This window comes from Kosmotoga olearia TBF 19.5.1, assembly GCF_000023325.1.
Lineage (GTDB): Bacteria > Thermotogota > Thermotogae > Petrotogales > Kosmotogaceae > Kosmotoga > Kosmotoga olearia.
In genome coordinates this window covers 1202051-1222033 of record NC_012785.1, presented here as the reverse complement: position 1 = coordinate 1222033, position 19983 = coordinate 1202051, and the positions used below count along the sequence as shown (strand labels likewise).

18 protein-coding genes, 2 tRNA genes and 3 rRNA genes are annotated in these 19983 nt (G+C 44.7%); 12 read left to right on the top strand and 11 right to left on the bottom strand.

Annotated features, from left to right (window positions below; translation table 11 throughout):
• Positions 1 to 8: 8 nt before the first annotated feature.
• The 3 genes from KOLE_RS05825 to KOLE_RS11485 all read right to left on the bottom strand — a co-directional run bounded on the left by KOLE_RS05825 (position 9) and on the right by KOLE_RS11485 (position 1721).
• The gene (locus KOLE_RS05825; RefSeq protein ID WP_015868511.1) at positions 9 to 677 is read right to left on the bottom strand and encodes a DUF6062 family protein; all 669 of its coding nucleotides are present in this window, start codon (positions 675 to 677) and stop codon (positions 9 to 11) included.
• A 348-nt stretch (positions 678 to 1025) separates the two neighbouring features.
• Positions 1026 to 1102 (bottom strand) — tRNA-Asp (locus KOLE_RS05820).
• A gap of 346 nt (positions 1103 to 1448) precedes the next feature.
• Positions 1449 to 1721, bottom strand: a complete 273-nt coding sequence (locus KOLE_RS11485) for a hypothetical protein (protein ID WP_158303009.1) — start codon at positions 1719 to 1721, stop codon at positions 1449 to 1451.
• A gap of 74 nt (positions 1722 to 1795) precedes the next feature.
• On the opposite strand from KOLE_RS11485, the gene KOLE_RS05810 reads away from it, so the two are divergent.
• From KOLE_RS05810 to KOLE_RS05775, 8 genes are all read left to right on the top strand, one after another.
• A tRNA-Cys gene (locus tag KOLE_RS05810) sits at positions 1796 to 1872 on the top strand.
• Positions 1873 to 2029: 157 nt separating this feature from the next.
• Positions 2030 to 2152 carry a hypothetical protein gene (locus KOLE_RS11820; RefSeq protein ID WP_272940766.1) on the top strand — a complete coding sequence of 41 codons (123 nt, stop codon included), beginning with the start codon at positions 2030 to 2032 and terminating at the stop codon, positions 2150 to 2152.
• On the top strand, positions 2140 to 2343 hold the full coding sequence (locus tag KOLE_RS11870) for a thermonuclease family protein (protein WP_041288677.1): 204 nt from the start codon (positions 2140 to 2142) through the stop codon (positions 2341 to 2343). Before KOLE_RS11820 ends, KOLE_RS11870 begins: the two co-directional genes overlap by 13 nt.
• Positions 2344 to 2605: 262 nt before the next feature.
• Positions 2606 to 3373 (top strand): ABC transporter permease, encoded by a 768-nt coding sequence (locus KOLE_RS05795; RefSeq protein WP_015868509.1) that lies wholly within the window; start codon positions 2606 to 2608, stop codon positions 3371 to 3373.
• A 12-nt stretch (positions 3374 to 3385) separates the two neighbouring features.
• The gene (locus KOLE_RS05790) at positions 3386 to 4336 is read left to right on the top strand and encodes an ABC transporter ATP-binding protein (protein WP_015868508.1); all 951 of its coding nucleotides are present in this window, start codon (positions 3386 to 3388) and stop codon (positions 4334 to 4336) included.
• A gap of 160 nt (positions 4337 to 4496) precedes the next feature.
• Entirely contained in the window at positions 4497 to 4973 is a 477-nt protein-coding gene (locus tag KOLE_RS05785; RefSeq protein ID WP_041288676.1) for a permease, read from the top strand.
• Complete coding sequence (locus tag KOLE_RS05780; protein ID WP_015868506.1) at positions 4970 to 5515, top strand: permease; 546 nt, start codon at positions 4970 to 4972, stop codon at positions 5513 to 5515. Before KOLE_RS05785 ends, KOLE_RS05780 begins: the two co-directional genes overlap by 4 nt.
• A gap of 14 nt (positions 5516 to 5529) precedes the next feature.
• Entirely contained in the window at positions 5530 to 6015 is a 486-nt protein-coding gene (locus KOLE_RS05775; protein ID WP_015868505.1) for a nucleoside-triphosphatase, read from the top strand.
• A 30-nt stretch (positions 6016 to 6045) separates the two neighbouring features.
• On the opposite strand, the gene KOLE_RS05770 is transcribed toward KOLE_RS05775, so the two are convergent.
• Both KOLE_RS05770 and KOLE_RS05765 read right to left on the bottom strand, forming a co-directional pair.
• Complete coding sequence (locus KOLE_RS05770; protein WP_015868504.1) at positions 6046 to 6570, bottom strand: hypothetical protein; 525 nt, start codon at positions 6568 to 6570, stop codon at positions 6046 to 6048.
• Between the two features lie 209 nt (positions 6571 to 6779).
• On the bottom strand, positions 6780 to 7547 hold the full coding sequence (locus KOLE_RS05765) for an HAD-IIA family hydrolase (protein WP_015868503.1): 768 nt from the start codon (positions 7545 to 7547) through the stop codon (positions 6780 to 6782).
• 120 nt (positions 7548 to 7667) lie between these two features.
• On the opposite strand from KOLE_RS05765, the gene KOLE_RS05760 reads away from it, so the two are divergent.
• The 3 genes from KOLE_RS05760 (at position 7668) to KOLE_RS05750 (ending at position 10787) form a co-directional block, all read left to right on the top strand.
• A complete protein-coding gene (locus tag KOLE_RS05760) occupies positions 7668 to 8231 on the top strand; it encodes a LemA family protein (protein ID WP_015868502.1) in 564 nt (187 codons plus the stop codon).
• A 2-nt stretch (positions 8232 to 8233) separates the two neighbouring features.
• On the top strand, positions 8234 to 9229 hold the full coding sequence (locus KOLE_RS05755) for a M48 family metallopeptidase (protein ID WP_015868501.1): 996 nt from the start codon (positions 8234 to 8236) through the stop codon (positions 9227 to 9229).
• 343 nt (positions 9230 to 9572) lie between these two features.
• Positions 9573 to 10787, top strand: a complete 1215-nt coding sequence (locus KOLE_RS05750; protein WP_015868410.1) for an IS256 family transposase — start codon at positions 9573 to 9575, stop codon at positions 10785 to 10787.
• Between the two features lie 404 nt (positions 10788 to 11191).
• Here KOLE_RS05750 and rrf read toward each other — a convergent pair.
• From rrf to KOLE_RS05735, 3 genes are all read right to left on the bottom strand, one after another.
• A 5S ribosomal RNA gene (gene rrf, locus KOLE_RS05745) occupies positions 11192 to 11308 on the bottom strand.
• A 34-nt stretch (positions 11309 to 11342) separates the two neighbouring features.
• Positions 11343 to 14296 (bottom strand): 23S ribosomal RNA (locus KOLE_RS05740).
• 70 nt (positions 14297 to 14366) lie between these two features.
• Positions 14367 to 15905, bottom strand: a 16S ribosomal RNA gene (locus tag KOLE_RS05735).
• Together the 16S, 23S and 5S rRNA genes form the textbook arrangement of a ribosomal RNA operon.
• Before the next feature lie 585 nt (positions 15906 to 16490).
• Here KOLE_RS05735 and KOLE_RS05730 point away from each other — a divergent pair.
• A complete protein-coding gene (locus KOLE_RS05730; protein WP_015868500.1) occupies positions 16491 to 16991 on the top strand; it encodes a hypothetical protein in 501 nt (166 codons plus the stop codon).
• 103 nt (positions 16992 to 17094) lie between these two features.
• Here the strand turns inward: KOLE_RS05730 and KOLE_RS11745 are convergent, their stop codons facing one another.
• From KOLE_RS11745 to KOLE_RS05720, 3 genes are all read right to left on the bottom strand, one after another.
• Positions 17095 to 17286 carry a DUF6485 family protein gene (locus KOLE_RS11745; protein WP_015868499.1) on the bottom strand — a complete coding sequence of 64 codons (192 nt, stop codon included), beginning with the start codon at positions 17284 to 17286 and terminating at the stop codon, positions 17095 to 17097.
• Positions 17287 to 17631: 345 nt separating this feature from the next.
• Entirely contained in the window at positions 17632 to 18705 is a 1074-nt protein-coding gene (locus KOLE_RS05725) for an IS256-like element ISKol5 family transposase (RefSeq protein ID WP_015868497.1), read from the bottom strand.
• 62 nt (positions 18706 to 18767) lie between these two features.
• On the bottom strand, positions 18768 to 19952 hold the full coding sequence (locus KOLE_RS05720) for an ISNCY-like element ISKol11 family transposase (RefSeq protein WP_015868496.1): 1185 nt from the start codon (positions 19950 to 19952) through the stop codon (positions 18768 to 18770).
• Positions 19953 to 19983: the final 31 nt, after the last annotated feature.

The window sequence follows — 19983 nt, the reverse complement described above, 5'->3', positions numbered from 1 at the left end:
TTTTTTGGCTAACCTTTTGTTTCTATTTCCCCGGTAAGTTTAGTAGCAATCTTCCAGAAAAGGGCTTCTTCACCAAAAGGTTCTTTATTTCGATAATCGTGTTTTGAAATATAATGCCCCAGTTGAGTTAACATGAATCTATACTTCTTTTTTTGAATTTCCTTAAACCATTCGGTTGCGGTAAGTCTTCCCAGAATCATCACGCTATGATCAATACAAATTATCCTTGAGGTTTCTTCATAGGCTCTTCTGAATTCGGCTTTTCTAAATGCACTTTGCAATGCTATGATATATCTCATCTCCGTTTCCTTCTCAAAGGAACACAGGTAACATGTTTTAGAATGGGTTTTGTTGTTTTTTCTGAAAAACCTTCTTTTCCCTGAATTTTCCAGAGCTTTGAGCTGGCGTTCCAGCATTTCTTCCAGAAGCATTGCCACCGGCAGTCCTCCAATATCTGACGTCGATCTGGCAAGAGACACTATTTTGCCTCTATGCGTCTGGCACAGTCCACCATGAAGGAGTTTTTCCCGGGATTCGAAATTATGGAGAAGATCTGCAAGGACACTGGCAAGCCATGCTATCGAAGCGTCATTAACAGCTCTGCATACAGGACAATCATAATCATTAACTTTGAATAATTCCATTACAGTGCTTTCGGCTATATCACCGGCTCTCATATAAACACCACTCTTTCGTCATTTGAACAAATTATAGCTCATCTAAAAGAAAAAAGGGAGCCGATGGGAGTCGGCTCCTAAATCTGGCAGGGAAAGGTTTTTCACTTTCCCACTTATCGGGTCATTCAAGATTATTTCTTATTCAAAAAAAGAATTTCCCTTATACAGTATTTTTAGTCTATAACAAATTTTCTGACAATCAAATTGCCATCATTCCAAAAGCAACATCAAATAATGCTTTTACAACGCAAAATATCCTTAGAAATCAAGAAAATAAAAAAACCCCCTCCTAACGCCTCAGGTGAGTGTAAAAAAAGAAGGGATATCATCAGATATCCCTTCTTTCCCTGGCGGGGACGACGAGACTCGAACTCGCGGCCACCGGTGTGACAGACCGGCATGATAACCATCTTCACCACGTCCCCGACGCTAATGATTTTACATCATGCTTGTAACTCTGTCAACTGGTTTCATAATACACGAGATTCGAGACCCGAGATCCGGGACGGCCGCTGCGCAACGGAATTGCGGCTGAGTACATTAAAAAGCGAGATCGGATGTTGGAGATTGGAGAATAGTGAGATTCGGTGCGACTGGCTACGCCGGTGGGGCGAACTCCTGCGGAGTTGTTTCGAACCACTTCGTGGTTGTTACGAACTGCTGTGCAGTTGACATGCGCCTTCGGCGGAATAGAACCCAAAAAACGAAAACCAGTAAACGCGCCTTGAAAATAAGAAAATAAAGATTGTCATCCTGAACTTGATTCAGGATCTAATCATCAAAAAAGCCCAGATTCTGGATAGAAGATTTCCAGAATGACAGTGGCGGATTAATATTCTGGATTAAACACCTCCAGAATGACCGTTTTGCGAGAAGATGATACAGTCCGCGTTTTCTCCAGATTTTCACGCACAACCGACAACGGGTTTCATCAGCGTCTGCAAGCCTCAGTCTTCGAGCGTCGCTCCACCAGCTGACAGCCTTGCAAGCGTCAACGTCGTGACCCTCCAGGACGTTGTCCAGCACTTCAACAGCGTTAGCCATTCCCAGCGTCAGTACGATAGCTTCACTTTGTAGTTGAATAGATCTGGATAACATGTTAAAATACAAGACGGTTGGGCGACGTAGCCAAGGGGTCTAAGGCGGAGGTCTGCAAAATCTCTATTCGAGGGTTCAAATCCCTCCGTCGCCTCCAAGCTTAAACATAAACAGGGGACTTTGTGTCCCCTGTGTTTTTTGTTCGCTTATAAGTCTTTCCAAAGCTTTTGTTGGCCATTTTAGCTTTACACAGTTTCCTTTTTTCTCTTCCGATAAAAATTGGTTCGAATATATCTTCAAAAAGGGGGGATTTCATGAGAACCAAATGGCTATTAGTAATGTATTTGCTTCTCATCAATATTGCTTTCACTATGACGCCCATCATTCTTAGTACCGGCTCTATCCAATTCATCTATGCGGAAGAATGGCTAAAGTAGTTACAACCAACCGAATATGCTTCTGCAGAGGTGTATCCAATATAGATGGAGATACGATCAAGGTGATTTTAGATTCAGAAATCGAAACAATTCGCTTGATAGGAGTCGATACACCGGAAAGTGTTCATCCAAGAAAGCCTGTTGAATATTTCGGAAAATCAGCTTCTCTTTTCAGCAAGTTACTACGATGAAGCAAAGTTGTATGATAGTGAAGGGATAGAGGTAGATCATTACAGCTATTAGGATTCTCGAGATGATAACTTAGAAATTTAAAAAACAGAAGAGAGGATTTCTTCCTCTCTTCTTTATTTATGATTCTTTTTTAAGTTCAAAATCAAATAATACTTATTGAAATTAAAAAAATAAAGTCGGAAGCATAAGGTGCTTGAAAAATTTTAATCAAATATGATATTATTCAATCAGTAATTCGGATAAACTAAGGAGTTGGTTGAAATGTTTAGAGCTTTCTGGGCGAATTTTTGGAAAAACTTGATAGAATTCAAGCGTTACTACTTCGATTCCATCTCCGGGATACTCACGATTCTGGTTTTCTTTTATCTTATATTCTTTGGGGTTAAGACCATCGGTGGGGGAACTCCCGGGTTTGGAAAAACTCTCGATGGAGTTATTGTGGGTTATTTCATGTGGCTCATGTTTGTTTTTTCTTTTCAGGGTGTCAGCTGGGGAATAATTGAAGAGGCTCAAAGGGGGACTCTGGAACAGGTTTTTATGTCGCCCATACCCTTTGAATTTCAGCTGTTTTCCAGGATCATTGGTAATTTTGTTCTCAACGTTTCTATGGTAGTTGTCCTGATGTATTTCGCCGCTTTCACCACCGGCAGGACTTTGAATTTCGATTTTTTGACGCTTATCTATCTTCTTATTGTTGGGGTTATGTGCGCCACGGGAATAGGTATGATCATCGGGGGTATTGCCCTGATTTTCAAGAGGGTCTCATCATTCGTTCAAATCGTGACTTTTGGCTCGCTTGCTTTCACGATGATCGATCCGAAAACTCCGATCATGAAATTTATACCGATGTCTCAAGTATCGTATCTGATGCGACAGATGACTATAAACAAAATAGGTATCATGGAATTTCCGTTTATAGAACATTTGTATCTCTGGCTGGTTTCTCTCCTGTATCTTTCTCTTGGAATCTTTATCTTCAGGCTTTTTGAGAAAAAAGCAATGAGAACAGGCGCGCTCAGCCAGTATTGACGGGGTGATAATATGACAGATAAAAAAGTTCTTAAAGTAAAGAATCTTGTGAAAACATATAAGAGAAGGAAAACCAGGGAAAAGTTCGTAGCTGTTGACGAAGTATCTTTCGAAATTAAACAGGGTGAGATTTTTGCGCTTCTTGGGCCGAACGGTGCCGGAAAAACAACAACGATAAAGAGTATTTGCGGATTACTGCTTCCCGATTCAGGTTCAATAGAGATAATGGGGAAAAATCTCTTAAAAAGACGTAGAGAAGCATTAAAACATATCAGCGCCGTTCTGGAAGGAAACAGAAATCTTTACTGGAGAATGACACCGGTAGAGAACATGATCTACTTCTCCGGGATACGTGGAAAGAAACTCACAAGGGAGGAAGCACTGAAAATCCTCAAAAAATTTAATCTTGAGGAAAAAGCCAACGACCTTGTACAGCAACTTTCCAGAGGAATGCAGCAAAAATCAGCTGTGGCTGTGTGTCTCGCCACAGGAGCTGATATCCTGCTTCTCGATGAACCAACTCTCGGCCTCGATGTTGCTTCTTCTATTGAATTGAGGAGCATTTTAAGAAACATTACGGAAAAGGAAGGAAAGACAATCCTTCTATCGACTCACGACATGAACCTTGTTGAGGCAATTGCTGACAGAGTAGCTATCATGAGTAAAGGAAAAATCGTTGTCTGTGAAGAAAAGGAGAAACTCATGGATATGTTCAGAGCTCGAAGATATGTGCTGAAAGTTTCTAACAAAGGAAAAGAGCTCGAGCCCCATCTCAAAGAATTCGGAGCGGTAGATATAAAAAAGGAAGATGGGCTTTTTGAATTCAAGATCGACCTGGAAAATCCGCAAAAACTTTTCGATCTCATGGACGCTTTGAAAACCATGGGCACTGAAATAAAATCTATCGAACAGGACACGGTAAATTTCGAAAAGATATTCATGAAATATGTCGAGCAATCCTGATAGTTGTTTTAAACTCTTTCAAAATCCCCTTTCATCTTGTACACACAAAAACTTGGAAAAAATAGAATCGAAAAAATCTTGACAAAAGAAATATTGCTGTTATAGTATAGGCACATATATGCGAACGTCAAAGATGAAAAAAGATGAAAGGGGATATATTATGACTACTATACTTATAAACATCTTTGCTCTCAGCTGCTTGATTTTTGCTTTAATCAAAGATAGGGAAAAAGCAAAAAAATCATTAATGATATCACTGAAGTCATTCTTTCGTATTCTTCCAACTATGCTTATTATCATTGTCTTTATAGGTTTGCTTTTAGGTTTTGTGCCACAAAGCCAAATCTCCAGGATTGTTGGTGAACAGGCAGGTTTTTTTGGAATACTCGTTATTGCATCATTGGGAGCGATCTTACATATCCCTTCTTTAATTTCATTTCCCTTAGGAGCGTCGCTTCTTGAAAGTGGAGCTTCAGTTACAGCAGTTGCAGTTTTTATTACCACATTAACTATGATTGGAGTAGTTACCCTACCGGTAGAAATAAAAGAACTAGGAAAGAAAATGGCTTTACTCAGAAACGGGATAAGCTTCATCATAGCAATTATTATTGCGCTTATTATGGGAGTGATACTATGAAAGAGTCTCTAAAGGAAAAGCAAAAAAAAGAAATTATGCGAGATTTGATCTTTTTAGGAATTACTTTGGTAACCGCGATAATTTTGCTATCAATTTTTCCTGATAAGCGCGAAGCGGTGATCACAACCTCATGGAATTTCCTCATTGAAATGATTCTGATACTCCCTGCGGTAATGGTATTGATGGGACTTTTTGCAGTGTTTGTCCCAAAAGAAATGGTTGTGAAATATTTAGGGAAAAGTTCCGGGATAAAAGGTATTTTCATTTCTATATTTATGGGTGCATTGCCTACGGGCCCTCTTTATGTGGCTTTTCCTATGGCTTCTGCTTTGCTTAAAAAAGGCGCGCGTATTTCCAACATTATTATCTTTCTTTCAGCATGGGCATGCATCAAGATTCCTCAGGAGCTGGTAGAACTTCAGTTCCTTGGACCAAAATTTATGGCAATGAGACTTTCTTTAACAATCATTTTTGTAATCCTTATGGGAGTATTCATAGAGCAAATAATTTTATGGAGCAATAAAAAGGAATCAAAGGTTTGAAAAGGTGGATTTAGATGCCAAAATATTTCCTTACCGGCGAAAGGGGTACGGGTAAATCCCACATTGTTGAAAAACTTATAGAGCTATACCGTGTCACGGGTTTTCTCACGCGCTTTGACAAACGAAGAAAAGAACTGTACCTTAGATTTATTCAAGGACCTGAATATCTTATAGGTAAAAGAGAAAAAAAGAAAATACAACCGATACCGGAGGGGTTTCTTAAAGCATCAAAAGAGATCCCGGAACTTGAAACTTCTTCAAAACTACTTGTGATAGATGAAATAGGCTTCCTGGAAGAGTGCTGTGAAGAGTTCAGAAGAGCTGTTAAGAATTTGCTCGAACACTCAGACAATTGCCTCTGCGTTTTGAGAAAAGGAAAATTTCCTTTTATAAAAGAGTTGCTCACGCTGGGTGGTTTTGAAACCATAGAAGTTACTGTAAGGAACCGTGAAAGCATTCTTTCTTTCCTGATCGAAGAATATAAAAAAGCGGGCCTTTAAGCCCGCCGTTGATCGATAATCCTGGAACAATTATGGTTGAAGCAGTTCATAAATAGCTACAACAGCTACTACCAAAAGACCAACAAGGGTAAATCCTAACTGTTTCTGCAGTTTCGCTATTGTTTCTTCGTAGCTTTTAACCTTTTCCTCCAAAAGAGAAACATCATTTTCGAGATTATCAAACCTTTCGGAAAAGTCATTCTGTAATTTTGTAATCAATCTCCTATTGTCTTCGATTTTCAATGAAAGCACATTTGTAGTAGTGAAAAGTTCATCGATTTTTCCAGAGAGAATCTCCATTTTACTGAAATATTTATGAAGTTGTGCCATTGAGTTGTCTGTATAATTAATGACATTGTACAGGCTGAGTGCAAGTTCATAACGCGTCACAGCTCCATCCATTTTGATTTCTTCTTTTGTATATACGCCTTCAAGAATACCCTTTTCAATCAATTCTGCCGTAATTTCAGCAACTGTCTTTGGACCTTTCGAAACACCGAAAACTGACAGGCTGAAAATTAACACTAAAAAGAAAAGAATCAGTACCTTGCGCATTTTTATCCCCCCTTCTAAATTAACCAATATGTTTTCTTTATTGGATTTCTTTCATTTTACAACTTAGCTCATGATTTTCTATCCCACCTCTTTTAACAGGATAAAAATAACTTTCATACTTTTATTTTACAATATAAGAGCTAAAAAATCGAACTGTTTCAAGATTTTATTTAAGAACAGTCGTTGTGTTAAAAACCGCGTTATTTATCTCAATATCCTAACTTTTTAAGAAGATCAAGCAGGTTATCCGCTACAATGAAAGGGGGATTGTCTGGTACCATCTCTCTGGTTGTTTCCCCTGTAAGTACCAACGCTGTTGTAACTTCGGCTCTCAAACCACACTCAATGTCGGTCATGAGTCTGTCACCAACCATTATGACGTCGGCTCTATTCACATCAAATTCCTCTATAAGCATTTCGAGAATAGTTGGATTTGGCTTTCCTACAATATGGTCTGGTTCTCTACCGGTAGATGTTTTGATCAAAGCCATAAAACTTCCCACATCCGGGATAAATCCTCTTTCCGTTGGACAATTTATATCCGGATGTGATGCTATATATGAAATGCCATCTCTTACAAAACCACAAAATTTTGAAATCTTCTTAAAGGTCAGGGTTTTATCGTAGGTTAAAACAACAACGTCTGGATCTTTTTCATCTAAAATTATCCCCGAATCAACGAACATCTTTTCAACTGACGGTGTGGCAAGCAAGTAAACGGAAGAACCTGGATAGTTATCCTTGAGAAAACGCATGGTAGCTTCTCCTGAAGTATAAACCGAAAAAGAACCTTCTGGAACACCGAGGCGCACCAGTTTGTCGTGATACTCTTCAGGAGTAGCCGAAGAATTGTTTGTCAAAAAAACAAGCTTAGCACCCGTACTTGTAATTCTTTCCACAAATTCGAGGCTTTCAGGAAAAAGCGTATTTCCGAGGTAGAATGTCCCATCCATATCCAGCACAAACAGTTTTTTCACAGTGCACCTCCAATGTTGATAATCTGGTCTGAATAAGTTATAACGTAGAAACCAATCTCCAATATTGTAGCATGCTACAATACAACCAGGATATATTATAATTTTGTAGGAGGTGATTCAATGATAATAGGGTTGATCGTGCTAGTGATTGCTGTTGTCATCATTTTCTGGTTTATTGGCGTTTATAATAACCTCGTGGCATCAAAAAAACGCGTTGAAAATGCCTGGGCCCAGATAGACGTTCAATTAAAACGACGTCATGATTTGATCCCAAACCTTGTCAACGCAGTGAAAGGATATATGAAATTCGAACGCGAGACCCTGGAAAAAGTGATCCAAGCACGTACCAAAGCCGTTTCGGCAAAAAACATAGATGAAAAGATTCAGGCCGAAGGTGTTCTTGGTGGTGCTCTCGGCAGATTGCTTGCCATTGTGGAAAATTATCCCGAGTTGAAGGCAAATGAAAACGTAAAACAACTCATGGAAGAACTGACCACAACTGAAAACAGGATAACCTACGCCAGGCAGTTCTACAATGATACTGTAACCAAATTCAACACAAAGATAGAAATATTCCCTAATAACATCGTTGCCGGTATGTATTCTTCCAAGTTCAAGCCGTTTCCTCTCTTTGAGATAACGGACGAGTCCGAAAGAGAAGTTCCGAAGGTAGATCTTGGTTAACTATGGCTTTTACGGTCGATTTCTATACTGAAGAAAAGAAGAACGTTCGCAAGAGCGTTCTTCTGATTTTAATTTTCTTTCTCATGATGCTTTTCTTTGGTCTTGTAATAGACTTTATGTTCAATATCTTCCCAATTTTTACCGCTATCTTTGGGAGCATTGCAACAATACAGCTGCTTGTTTCCCTGATCTCCGGGAAGAATATCGTTTTGCACTCTGTAAATGCCCGACCTTTGAGGTTGAATAATATCGAAGAAAAACAGCTAAAAAACATCGTGGAGGAACTTTCAATTGCCGCCGGTCTTCCCAAACCTCCCGACATCTATGTAATAGATGATGATTCCGTGATAAATGCCTTCGCTACCGGATTGAAAAAAGAAGACGGTGTAATCTGTGTCACTTCAGGGTTGCTTAAAAACCTGAATAGAGAAGAGACATCCGGCGTTATCGCTCACGAATTGAGCCATATTATAAATAGAGATATCCTTATAATGACTCTTATATCGGCTCTTTTAGGTGCTGTTGTTATAATCCAGATCTTCGCCGTTAGAGCCCTGTGGGGATACCTGCGTTTTGGCGGAAGAAGAGGAAGTCGAAAAGGTAAAGAAGGGAATTCTACCGCAGCCATCCTGGCATTCCTCGCCGCGGTAGCAGGACTTGCGACTGTCTTTTCTTTTCTGGGACGCTTGTCGCTTTTTGCTGTTTCTAGAACACGAGAATTCTTTGCAGATGCTCTAGGGGTAGAACTTACACGAAATCCAAACGGACTGGCGAATGCTTTGAGAAAGATAGCTAAAAACTCTCGAAAGCTTAAAGTTGCAAATGTCGCAACGGCTCATCTCTTCATCGCAGATCCCTTGAAGAGAAAAGTTAATGAGAAAACTTCAAAACTCTCTTCGCTTTTCAGCACCCATCCGCCAATATATATGAGAATAGCTGTACTTGAAAACAGAGATCCCGAGGAAGTTAAGAAAGAGATTTATGGGATTGAGAAGTGAAGTGCGGAGTTGCGCCCCGGAGGCTCGCAAGTCTGTGCGCTGCGAAGCAGCGGCAAGAATTCCTCCTGGGATTGACATGACCGGCTACGCCGGTGTTACGAACTCCTTCGGAGTTGATTCGAACTGCTTCGCAGTTGACATGCGCCTGCGGCGGTTAATATCCATTGGATAATATCCATTGACGAGATCCTGAATCAAGTTCAGGATGACAAGCCAGATTTCCGAGGTTGTAATAAATCAACCGCGAAGCGGTTCAGAACAACCACGTAGGGGTCTGTTAGCAATTTTGTGTAAACTCCCTCCGAAATATGAGAAAATAACAAAAAGCTAAGGAGGGAGAACAGTGGGAAACTTTGACAAAGAAGCAATGAAGAGATTGGTACGAGAGAGGAAATTAAAGACAACAGAAGACGCGGAAAATCTTGTAAAAGAATTATTTGGAGACATCATTAAAGAGATGCTGGAAACGGAACTTGAAGAAGAACTGGGCTATTCCAAGCATGACTATAGGAACAAAGAAACGGATAACTCCCGAAACGGTTATTCGAAAAAAACAGTGAATACCTCATATGGCAAAATAGAGCTTTCAATTCCCAGGGATCGAAAAGGTGAATTCGAACCAATAGTGGTTAAAAAGCACCAGCGAAGCATAGCTTCCATAGAGGACCAGATATTGTCTATGTATGCCCGGGGAATGACATACAGGGACATACAGGCACATCTTAAGGACATATACGGCTCTGAATTGTCAACTGAAAGCATAAGCAGGATAACAGACAAGATAATACCCATCGTTTCCGAATGGAGAAACAGACCCCTTGAAGAGGTATATACCATAATCTACATGGATGCTATCTTTTTCAAAGTCTCTGAGAACAACCAGATAAGAAATAAGGCTTTGTATATAGCCTTTGGGATAAATCTGGAAGGAATGAAAGATGTCCTAGGAATGTGGATAGCTCAGAGTGAAGGTTCAAAATACTGGCTTGGTGTGCTAAATGAGCTGAAAAACCGAGGTGTCAAAGGAGTGATGTTCTTTTCAATAGACGGATTAAAGGGAATGGAAGAGGCAATAGAAGCGGTATATCCCCAGGCTAAAATCCAGAGATGCGTAGTACACCAGATAAGATATTCCATGAAATTTGTATCCTGGAAAGACAAAAAGAAATTCGCTGCTGACCTGAAATCGGTATACACAGCAGACACAAGAGAAGCAGCATGGAACGCCCTTATGGCTTTTGAAGAGAAATGGGGAGAAAAGTATCCTTTCAGCATTAAAAGCTGGAAAGACAACTGGGAATCCCTCACGACCTATTTCGAATATCCCAAAGAGATTAGAAAATTGATTTACACAACCAATCCAATAGAATCCCTGAACAGCCAACTCAGGAAGGTAACAAAGAACAGAGGTGTTTTTCCCAATGACATGGCTCTCATGAAACTGGCATATCTCGCCATTAACAATATAACTAGAAAATGGACCGTGAGAATAAATGAATGGGATAAAATCCTTGCCACTTTGATGATAGAATTTGATTGGGTGAAATCCTATGTCTGATCTTTTCCGGAGTTTGGGGTTTACACAAAATATGTGACACGCCCCCACGTAGTGGTTCTAGTCAACTCCGCAGGAGTTCGTGTCAATCCCGAAAGGGATTCGTACCGCCGCGTAGCGGCCTTCTCGCCTTCTCGCCATCTCGGATTCTCGTTTTTTTAGCCTTCACGCACGACCCACAACCGACAACGATCTTTTTCTCAGATCTCTGCTTTTCAATATTTTCTCTACAACCTAGACCCCAGACCCTATACCCGATCTTTATCTAAGCTCCAGTCTCCAACATCCATTCTCGCTCTTTAATTTTTCTTCACCGGATCTCGGTTCTCGACTCCCGAGTCTCGGTCGTTACGTACAACGCACAACGAAAAAGGGAGAGCATTTCGCTCTCCCTTTTCCCATAAAACCCTGGGCGCTACCTACTCTCGCACGGGGCTGCCCCCGCACTACCATCGGCCCGAAGTGGCTTAACGGCCGGGTTCGGGATGGATCCGGGTGTTTCCCACTCCGGTATCGGCACCCAGGATAACTCTCAAATCACTCAAAGGTGCATAGGGATAGGTAAAGGTCTCGGGTGATTAGTACTGGTCGGCTCAACCCCTCGCGGGGCTTACACCTCCAGCCTATCTACGTCCTCTTCTCGGACGACCCTTGGAGGCCTCGTCTTGGAGCACGTTTCCCGCTTAGATGCTTTCAGCGGTTATCGCTCATGGACGTTGGCTACCCAGCTACTGCCGCTTGCACGACAGCTGGTTCACCAGTGGTCCACTCACCCCGGTCCTCTCGTACTAGGGGTGACCCTCCTCAAGCCTCCTCCGCTCGCAGCAGATAGGGACCGAACTGTCTCACGACGTTCTGAACCCAGCTCACGTACCGCTTTAATAGGCGAACAGCCTAACCCTTGGGACCTGCTCCAGCCCCAGGATGCGATGAGCCGACATCGAGGTGCCAAACACCGCCGTCGATGTGAACTCTCGGGCGGTATTAGCCTGTTATCCCCGGGGTAACTTTTATCCGCTGATCAACGGCCTTTCCACTCAGTGCCGCAAGGTCACTAGGACCAGGTTTCCCTCCTGCTCGGCCTGTCAGCCTCACAGTCAAGCCGGCTTTTGCCCTTACACTCTCCGGTTGGTTTCCAACCAACCTGAGCCGACCTTCGTGCGCCTCCGTTACCTTTTTGGAGGCGACCGCCCCAGTCAAACTGCCTGCCTAGCACTGTCCCTGTGGTGCTCTTCACACCACCAGGTTAGTACTCCGCTGTGGCGAGGGTGGTATCCCACCGGCGGCTCCCCCGACCCTGGCGAGCCGGGTTCTCAGCCTCCCACCTATCCTGTACACACCACAACAAAGTACAATACCAAGCTGCAGTAAAGCTCCACGGGGTCTTTCCGTCTAGCTGCGAGTACTGGGCATCTTCACCCAGACTGAAATTTCGCCGGGCCCCCCGTTGAGACAGTGCTCCGATCGTTACGCCATTCGTGCAGGTCGGAACTTACCCGACAAGGAATTTCGCTACCTTAGGACCGTTATAGTTACGGCCGCCGTTTGCCGGGGCTTCGGTTCAGAGCTTCGCCCTTTCGGGCTAACCCCTCCCCTTAACCTTCCGGCACTGGGCAGGCGTCAGACCCTATACTTCCTCTTTCGAGTTAGCAGAGTCCTGTGTTTTTGGTAAACAGTCGCCGGAGCCTTGTCACTGCGGCTCCCCGGTGCTATTCACACCAGAGAGCACCCCTTCTCCCAAAGTTACGGGGCCATTTTGCCTAGTTCCTTAACGGGGGTTATCCCGCTCCCCTTAGCCTTCTCAGCCAGCCTACCTGTGTCGGTTTGCGGAACGGTCAGCTAATAGCTCAAGCGGCTTGCGACGCTTTTCTCGGCAGTGTGAACGCAACCTCGTCGCTCCCGAAGAAGCTCCCCATCACGCCTCAGCCTCCGGAGGCGGATTTGCCTACCTCCATCATCGGCCTTGACGCTTGGACGCACTGTGCAACCAGTACGCGAGGCCTATCCTCCTGCGTCACGCCCCAAGCCTCACTATTAGCTGGTACCGGAATATTAACCGGTTTCCCATCGGCTAACCCTTTCGGGTTCACCTTAGGGTACCGACTAACCCTGGGCGGACGACCCTTCCCCAGGTACCCTTAGGCTTTCGGGGGGAGAGATTCTCACTCTCCTCTCGCTACTCATGCCTGCATTCTCTCTTGCGCTTCGTCCAGCAGCCCTCGCGGGTCTGCCTTCGCCCTACCGCGCAATGCTCCCCTACCGACAACAGCCTTTCGCTGCTGTCCCACAGCTTCGGAGGGTGGCTTCAGCCCCCTTACATCTTCGGCGCGAAGAGCCTCAACTGGTGAGCTGTTACGCACTCTTTAAATGATGGCTGCTTCTAAGCCAACATCCCAGCTGTCTTCGACTCTTCACTTCCTTTAACACTTAGCCACCTCTTCGGGCCCTTAGCTGGTGGTCTGGGCTGTTTCCCTTTCGACCACGGACCTTATCGCCCGTAGTCTGTCTCCTGCACTTTGAGTGATGGTATTCGGAGTTTGGCTGAGGTCGGAGGTTGCCCCCCTAGCTCAACCAGTGCTCTACCCCCATCACTGACCATGCAGGGCCGTGCTTAGACACGTTTCGGGGAGAACCAGATATCACCGGGTTCGGTTGGCTTTTCACCCCTACCCACAGGTCATCCAATGGCTTTTTACCGCCAACTGGTTCGGTCCTCCAGTGGGTGTTACCCCACCTTCAACCTGCCCATGGGTAGCTCACCCGGTTTCGGGTCTACCGCAGCTGACTCCTCGCCCTTTTCAGACTCGGTTTCCCTTCGGCTTCGCCTCTCCCGGCTTAACCTCGCCAGCTACGATAACTCGCAGGCTCATTAATCAAAAGGCACGCGGTCACCCTTTCGGGCTCCCACTTCTTGTCGGCACACGGTTTCAGGTCCTCTTTCACTCCCCTCCCGGGGTGCTTTTCACCTTTCCCTCACGGTACTTTTGCGCTATCGGTCAGCAGGGAGTATTTAGCCTTGGAGGGTGGTCCCCCCTGATTCCCACGGGATTCCTCGTGCCCCGTGGTACTCGGGATCACAACCCAGGGAGCCTCGCACCTTTCGCCTACGGGACTTTCACCCTCTCCGGTGGGCCTTCCCAGACCCTTCAGCTAGATGCAAGGTTTGTAACTCCCCGGCGAGTCTGCGGCCTCGCCCAGTTGCGTCCCTCTACCCCGTGGTAGCAACGCCCGCAGGCTTCTACACTACCACGGTTTAGGCTCCTCCCCTTTCGCTCGCCGCTACTCAGGGAATCTCGGTTGATTTCTTTTCCTCCGGTTACTGAGATGTTTCACTTCACCGGGTTCGCCTCTCCTTTCGGAGATACCTACCCTCTCAGGTAGGTGGGTTTCCCCATTCGGGCATCCACGGATCAACGGTCGTTTGCACCTCCCCGTGGCTTTTCGCAGCTTGCCACGCCCTTCTTCGCCTCCTGCTGCCTAGGCATCCACCGTGCGCCTTCTGTACCTTTACCTTCCCTATGCACTTTTCAATGACCTGAGAGTCACTCAAAGATGGATAGCGGTCCGCACTTGACTCCTTAGAAAGGAGGTGATCCAGCCCCACCTTCCGGTAGGGCTACCTTGTTACGACTTAGCCCCCCTCGCCAGCCCCACCTTAAACGGGCTCCCCCCTTTCGGTTGGGACACCCGTCTTCAGGTGTTGCCAACTCGGGTGGCTTGACGGGCGGTGTGTACAAGGCCCGGGAACGTATTCACCGCGGCATGGCTGATCCGCGATTACTAGCGATTCCGGCTTCATGCAGGCGGGTTGCAGCCTGCAATCCGAACTGAGGAACGGTTTCAGGGATTTGCTCAGCATCGCTGCCTCGCTCCCCGCTGTCCGTCCCATTGTAGCGCGTGTGTCGCCCAGGACATAAGGGGCACGATACCTGACGTCATCCCCCCCTTCCTCCGCCTCGTCGGCGGCGGTCCCCCTAGAGTGCCCGGCCTAACCGCTGGCAACTAGGGGCAGGGGTTGCGCTCGTTGCGGGACTTAACCCAACACCTCACGGCACGAGCTGACGACGGCCGTGCACCACCTGTGCTGGCTCCCACCTAACGGTGGGTCCTTCCCCTTTCGGTTCAGTACCACCAGCATGTCAAGCCCTGGTAAGGTCCTTCGCTTAGCATCGAATTAAACCACACGCTCCACCGCTTGTGCGGGCCCCCGTCAATTCCTTTGAGTTTCACCCTTGCGGGCGTACTCCCCAGGCGGCTCACTTATCGCGTTTGCTTCAGCACGGAGTGCTCTACGCACCCCACACCTAGTGAGCATCGTTTAGGGCCAGGACTACCGGGGTATCTAATCCCGTTCGCTCCCCTGGCTTTCGAGCCTCAGCGTCAGGTCCAGCCCAGGAGACCGCCTTCGCCACCGGCGTTCCTGCCGATATCTAAGGATTTTACCCCTACACCGGCAGTTCCGTCTCCCTCTACTGTCCTCAAGCCCAGCAGTTTCGACCGCAGGACCGAAGTTGAGCTCCGGTTTTTCACAGTCGACTTGCTGGGCCGCCTACGCTCCCTTTACGCCCAGTGATTCCGGGTAACGCTCGCCCCCTACGTATTACCGCGGCTGCTGGCACGTAGTTAGCCGGGGCTTCCTAGTAAGGTACCGTCTCCTCCGGTGGCTTTCCACTCCACCGGCTATTCGTCCCTTACCACAGCGGTTTACGACCCGAAGGCCTTCGTCCCGCACGCGGCGTCGCTGGATCAGGCTTTCGCCCATTGTCCAATATTCCGCACTGCTGCCTCCCGTAGGAGTAGGACCCGTGTCTCAGTGTCCTTGTGGCCGGTCGCGCTCTCACGCCGGCTACCCGTCGTCGCCTTGGTGGGCTCTTACCCCACCAACTAGCTGATGGGCCGCGGGCCACTCCACTGGCGATGCTGTTGCACCTTTCCCCTTTCGGGCTTATGCGGTATTAGCTACCCTTTCGGGTAGTTATCCCCCACCAGCGGATATGTTCCCACGTGTTACTCACCCGTTCGCCACTGGCTCGCCCCCCGAAGGGGGTCCGCCCGTACGACTTGCATGTGTCAGGCACGCCGCCAGCGTTCACCCTGAGCCAGGATCAAACCCTCCATCCATGGCTCTCTTTCCACTCAAAGTTTTCTTCCTTGGGACCGCTATCCATTTTTCAATGACCCTCTTATCTCCAGCGCTAACTATATTACCATCACCTTCCCCACCTGTCAAGTTACAGGAAACTTACCAGTTCCTTCGCAATGTGTGAATTCATTTCATAGGGGATTGCTGTTCGACTTAATCGAGATCCGAGAGTCCGAGAGCCGAGACCCGAGAGGGCCGCTACGCGGCGAGTAAGCACGCTTCGCGTGGGTGTGCCCAGCTGCGCTGGGGGTAAGCCTGACTATGTCAGGGGTAAGCGCCTTCGGCGGATGTAAGAAATCGTTGTCGGTTGTTCGAAAACACAGAGAATCCGAGAGCTTGTGAACAAAAATTAAAGTACGAGATTGGATGTTGGAGACTGGAGTTTAGATAAAAATCGGGTATGGGGTTAAGGGTCTTGGGTGTAGAAAGAGCTTTGAGAGCCGATTCTCATCTTCTTGGTCTCTCGGTTGTCGGATCTCGAACACCGGATCTCGGTTTTAGATGCCGGTACGTTATAATCATTATGGATTAAATGCTATGACCAGGGATTAGGAGTATGCCAAATGAAACTCGTAGATACTATAAAACCAGAAAAAAGGAAAGCCTTTTGTTTAAGAGAAAAGGTGCTAAAAAGGGAAGTTGAAATTCTAAATGAGGAAGTTCAGATACTATTAGAGAAAGCACAAGAGAAAATTCCTGAAGAACTTGAAGATCTCGAGCTTCTTTCAACCTATGAAAGTGCTGTTGTAAGAGCTGCCAAGCTCATTCGAAACAGTGGCTATACCTTCGACAAACTAAGACGATTCATACGGCAAAATGTCCTAAAAGAGCTCAGGTACAAGGTTTATCCGCTGCTTGACTCCCTCGAAAATCTTGAAAATGAGACAATTTCGTACATTGAACAAGTAAAGCGATGCAGAGATAGAACAATTGTTCACCTTGATCCACGATTTGCTTTCAACCTAAAAAGATACCAGAACAATCTTGCAAGCCTTGAAGCTCTTAAGAATGTTACTGACTACCTTTTGAAGAATATTGAACTTCTGTTCGAAAGAGAACTCTGATTTTAAGAGCTATTATTACTCGACTACTGAATAGTTTAATTTATTTATATTAATGAATAACTTTCTAATTCCTCAGACTCTTTTTCACAAGAAAGCAGCTTTTTCAACGAGATTGTATGAAGTACTCAATGCTCCTGTTCCAGGTTCTTTCCTGTGCTTCAGTAAAGTAACACGCAGGTAACTCTCCGCGGGAACGATGATAAGAAAGGCACTCGCAGCATTTCCCTTTTCTTGGACAACCAGGATAACTACAATTGCACTTTTGAAGATTTTGCTTAAAGTTCGTGCATTCCATATTATCCCCCCCTTAAGAGTTCCTCATGCGAATTATGAATAATCAACATAAGGACTAAAATAATTCTAGCATAGAAATGCTTACTCATATTTCAATTGTTAGTGTTTTCTATAGACACGAACTAGTGGTAAACTAAAATGTCATAGCATCATTCTCCGTGTTTAAAAGTCCTGGAATACGGTATATGAAGGGGATGGTGGATTTGCTTAGAAACAATAAGACAGATGTACCAGAAATCAAATTACTAAAAATGGTCTTAAATAATACCTCTGCTTCGATACTCGTAGTAAAAAAGAGGCTATGTCAAGAAAGTGCTGTAAAAATATCCCTGTATCCTAAAACAGGCTAAGATCCCATGTTTAGATATCTCCTTCCAAGCAGCCATTCTTCGTTAATGTCAAGTAAGATTGCGACAGCCAACCTCAAAAGTGCCGCATCATTTGGAAAAGCTCCTACCACTCTAGTACGCCTTTTTAGTTCTTTGTTTATCCGTTCCAGCATATTCGTCGTTTTTATCCTTTTCCAATGATCCCGTGGATATTTCTGGTAATTAAACAAGCCGAATATGAATCTTTCACAGGTTTCCGCCGCTTTTTTGAAGCCTTCTTCTTCAAGTTCCTCAATAAAGGCTTGTAATTTTTTCGCACTTTCCAGGCTCTCGTTCAACCGTTCTGCTATCTCTTTCCAGCGTTTACGAGGTACTTTTTTCAGCACATCCCTCACAAAATGTACATGGCACATTTGCCAGCTCGCTCCAATAAAGGCCTTTTTCACCGCTGAGATTATCCCCTTGTGACCATCTGAGATGACAAGTTCTACTCCTCTCAATCCACGGTTTTTCAATTCTTGGAAGAAGTCTTCCCAAAAGAGTTCATCTTCAACATCGGCGATCTTTGCACCAAGTATCTCTCTATGTCCATCTTTTCTCACACCGGCTACCACATAAAGAGCTTTATTGACGTATCTAACCCCGTCCCTGACTTTGAAATAGCTGGCGTCCACGAAAAGATACGGTATCTCCTCCTCTATTTCCCTGTTAAGAAACTCATACACCTTTTCGTCCAGTTCCCTGGCTATATTAGAAACTGTTCCAGGTGAAAGTTCTTCTGCTCCTAAGGTGGATATTATTTCCTTTATCCTGCGAGTAGAAACACCCTGAAGATATGATTCGACAATAGCGTTCTTTAATGCTTTCTCTACTCTTGAGTATTTATCAAAGACCCTGGTTTCGAAGGGGAATTCTCTGAATTGGGGTTTCTTCAACTCCAATTTTCCTAATCTGGTGTTCAAACTTCTTTTTCTATAACCGTTGCGGTGTGCTCTTCTGTTTTTTGTTCTCTCGTAGTAGTCTGCTCCAGCCTGTATCCGGGCTTCATATTCCATAACCGTATTCAAAAACCAGGTTAGAAGATTTCTCATTCCTTCCGTAATGCCTCAAAAATAAATCTACTTGAAATAGATTGGATGCCTCAAAATAGAATCTACTTGAAATTGAGAGGGACATAGTTGAGGATCCCTCCTTTCGATTTGTCAATCTGGATGCTCAGTAATTGCTCTTGCAAATGTGTTATTATACTCTTGAGTTTGTAAATGTCTAGGGCTTCGTGTTGTCTGCGAAGCCTGTCTTTTTTATCTTGGTCAACCCAGGGAGATCGCATGATCCTTTCGTATGGTGTAGTAGGACGGTCGTATTTCTTGCTTACCTTGTTTCCTTTTCTAATTTTCTCAACGATTTTCTGATTTGGCTGAAAATGATTATTGTACAGATTCAGCGACGCGTACAACTCCTTCAGTATTTGGAATTCTTCCTCTGTATCGTATCTGTAATATCCAACGGCTCTTCTTACAACAGACCAGTTCTTTTGTTCGACATGACAATTATCATTCTTGTTGTAACTCCGGGTTCTGGTGAATAGAAGCCCTTCATCTTCACAATAACGGTATAGGTGTCTGTTAATGAATTCTGATCCGTTATCTGAGTGAATACCTAATAAAGTGAAAGGAAGCGTTTTCCTCAACTGAATTATAGCTTTTAATGTCCAGATTTGCGCTTTGTTTCTTATTGGTGCCACTACACTCCAACCACTTGCTACATCTACCATGTTGAGGCTGTAGCAAAAATCACCACTTACACTCCCGCCATCATGCCCAACGAGATCAATCTCAACAAAGCCTGGTCTTGTATCGTCCCACTCGTAATGTGTTTTTATTCGTATGTGCTTTTTCAGAAGAGTTCCGGGTTTTGTATGAGATCGTCCTTTGAGTTCCATCTTTTTCCTCTCGCTGGTTAACAATCTATCGATAGTGGAAGCACTTATATTAAGAAGCTTCCTCTTTGTTTCTTCAGTCAATGTTAGATGCCCATTACGAACAAGATTATCTATTACTTCGTCCATCACTGCTTCGAGCCTTTTACCACACGGAAAATCCATTATCTCCCATATCTTCACGAGTTTCACGAAGACTTTACGATCATATTTTTTCTTTCGGCCTTTTTTCTTGCTGGGTGAGGTTGTCTTTCGCTTTTTCAAGGCTCCTCGTAGTAAAAACGATGCGTAACTACGATTATACTTGGTAACTCGGGTGAATTCATCTAGAATCTCGGATTTTTCTTTTTTGCGAGCTTTTCTGTACCTTTTTGAATAATCTTCCACCACATTTTTCATATCTAACCTCTTCATCTTCTCGCCTACCTTC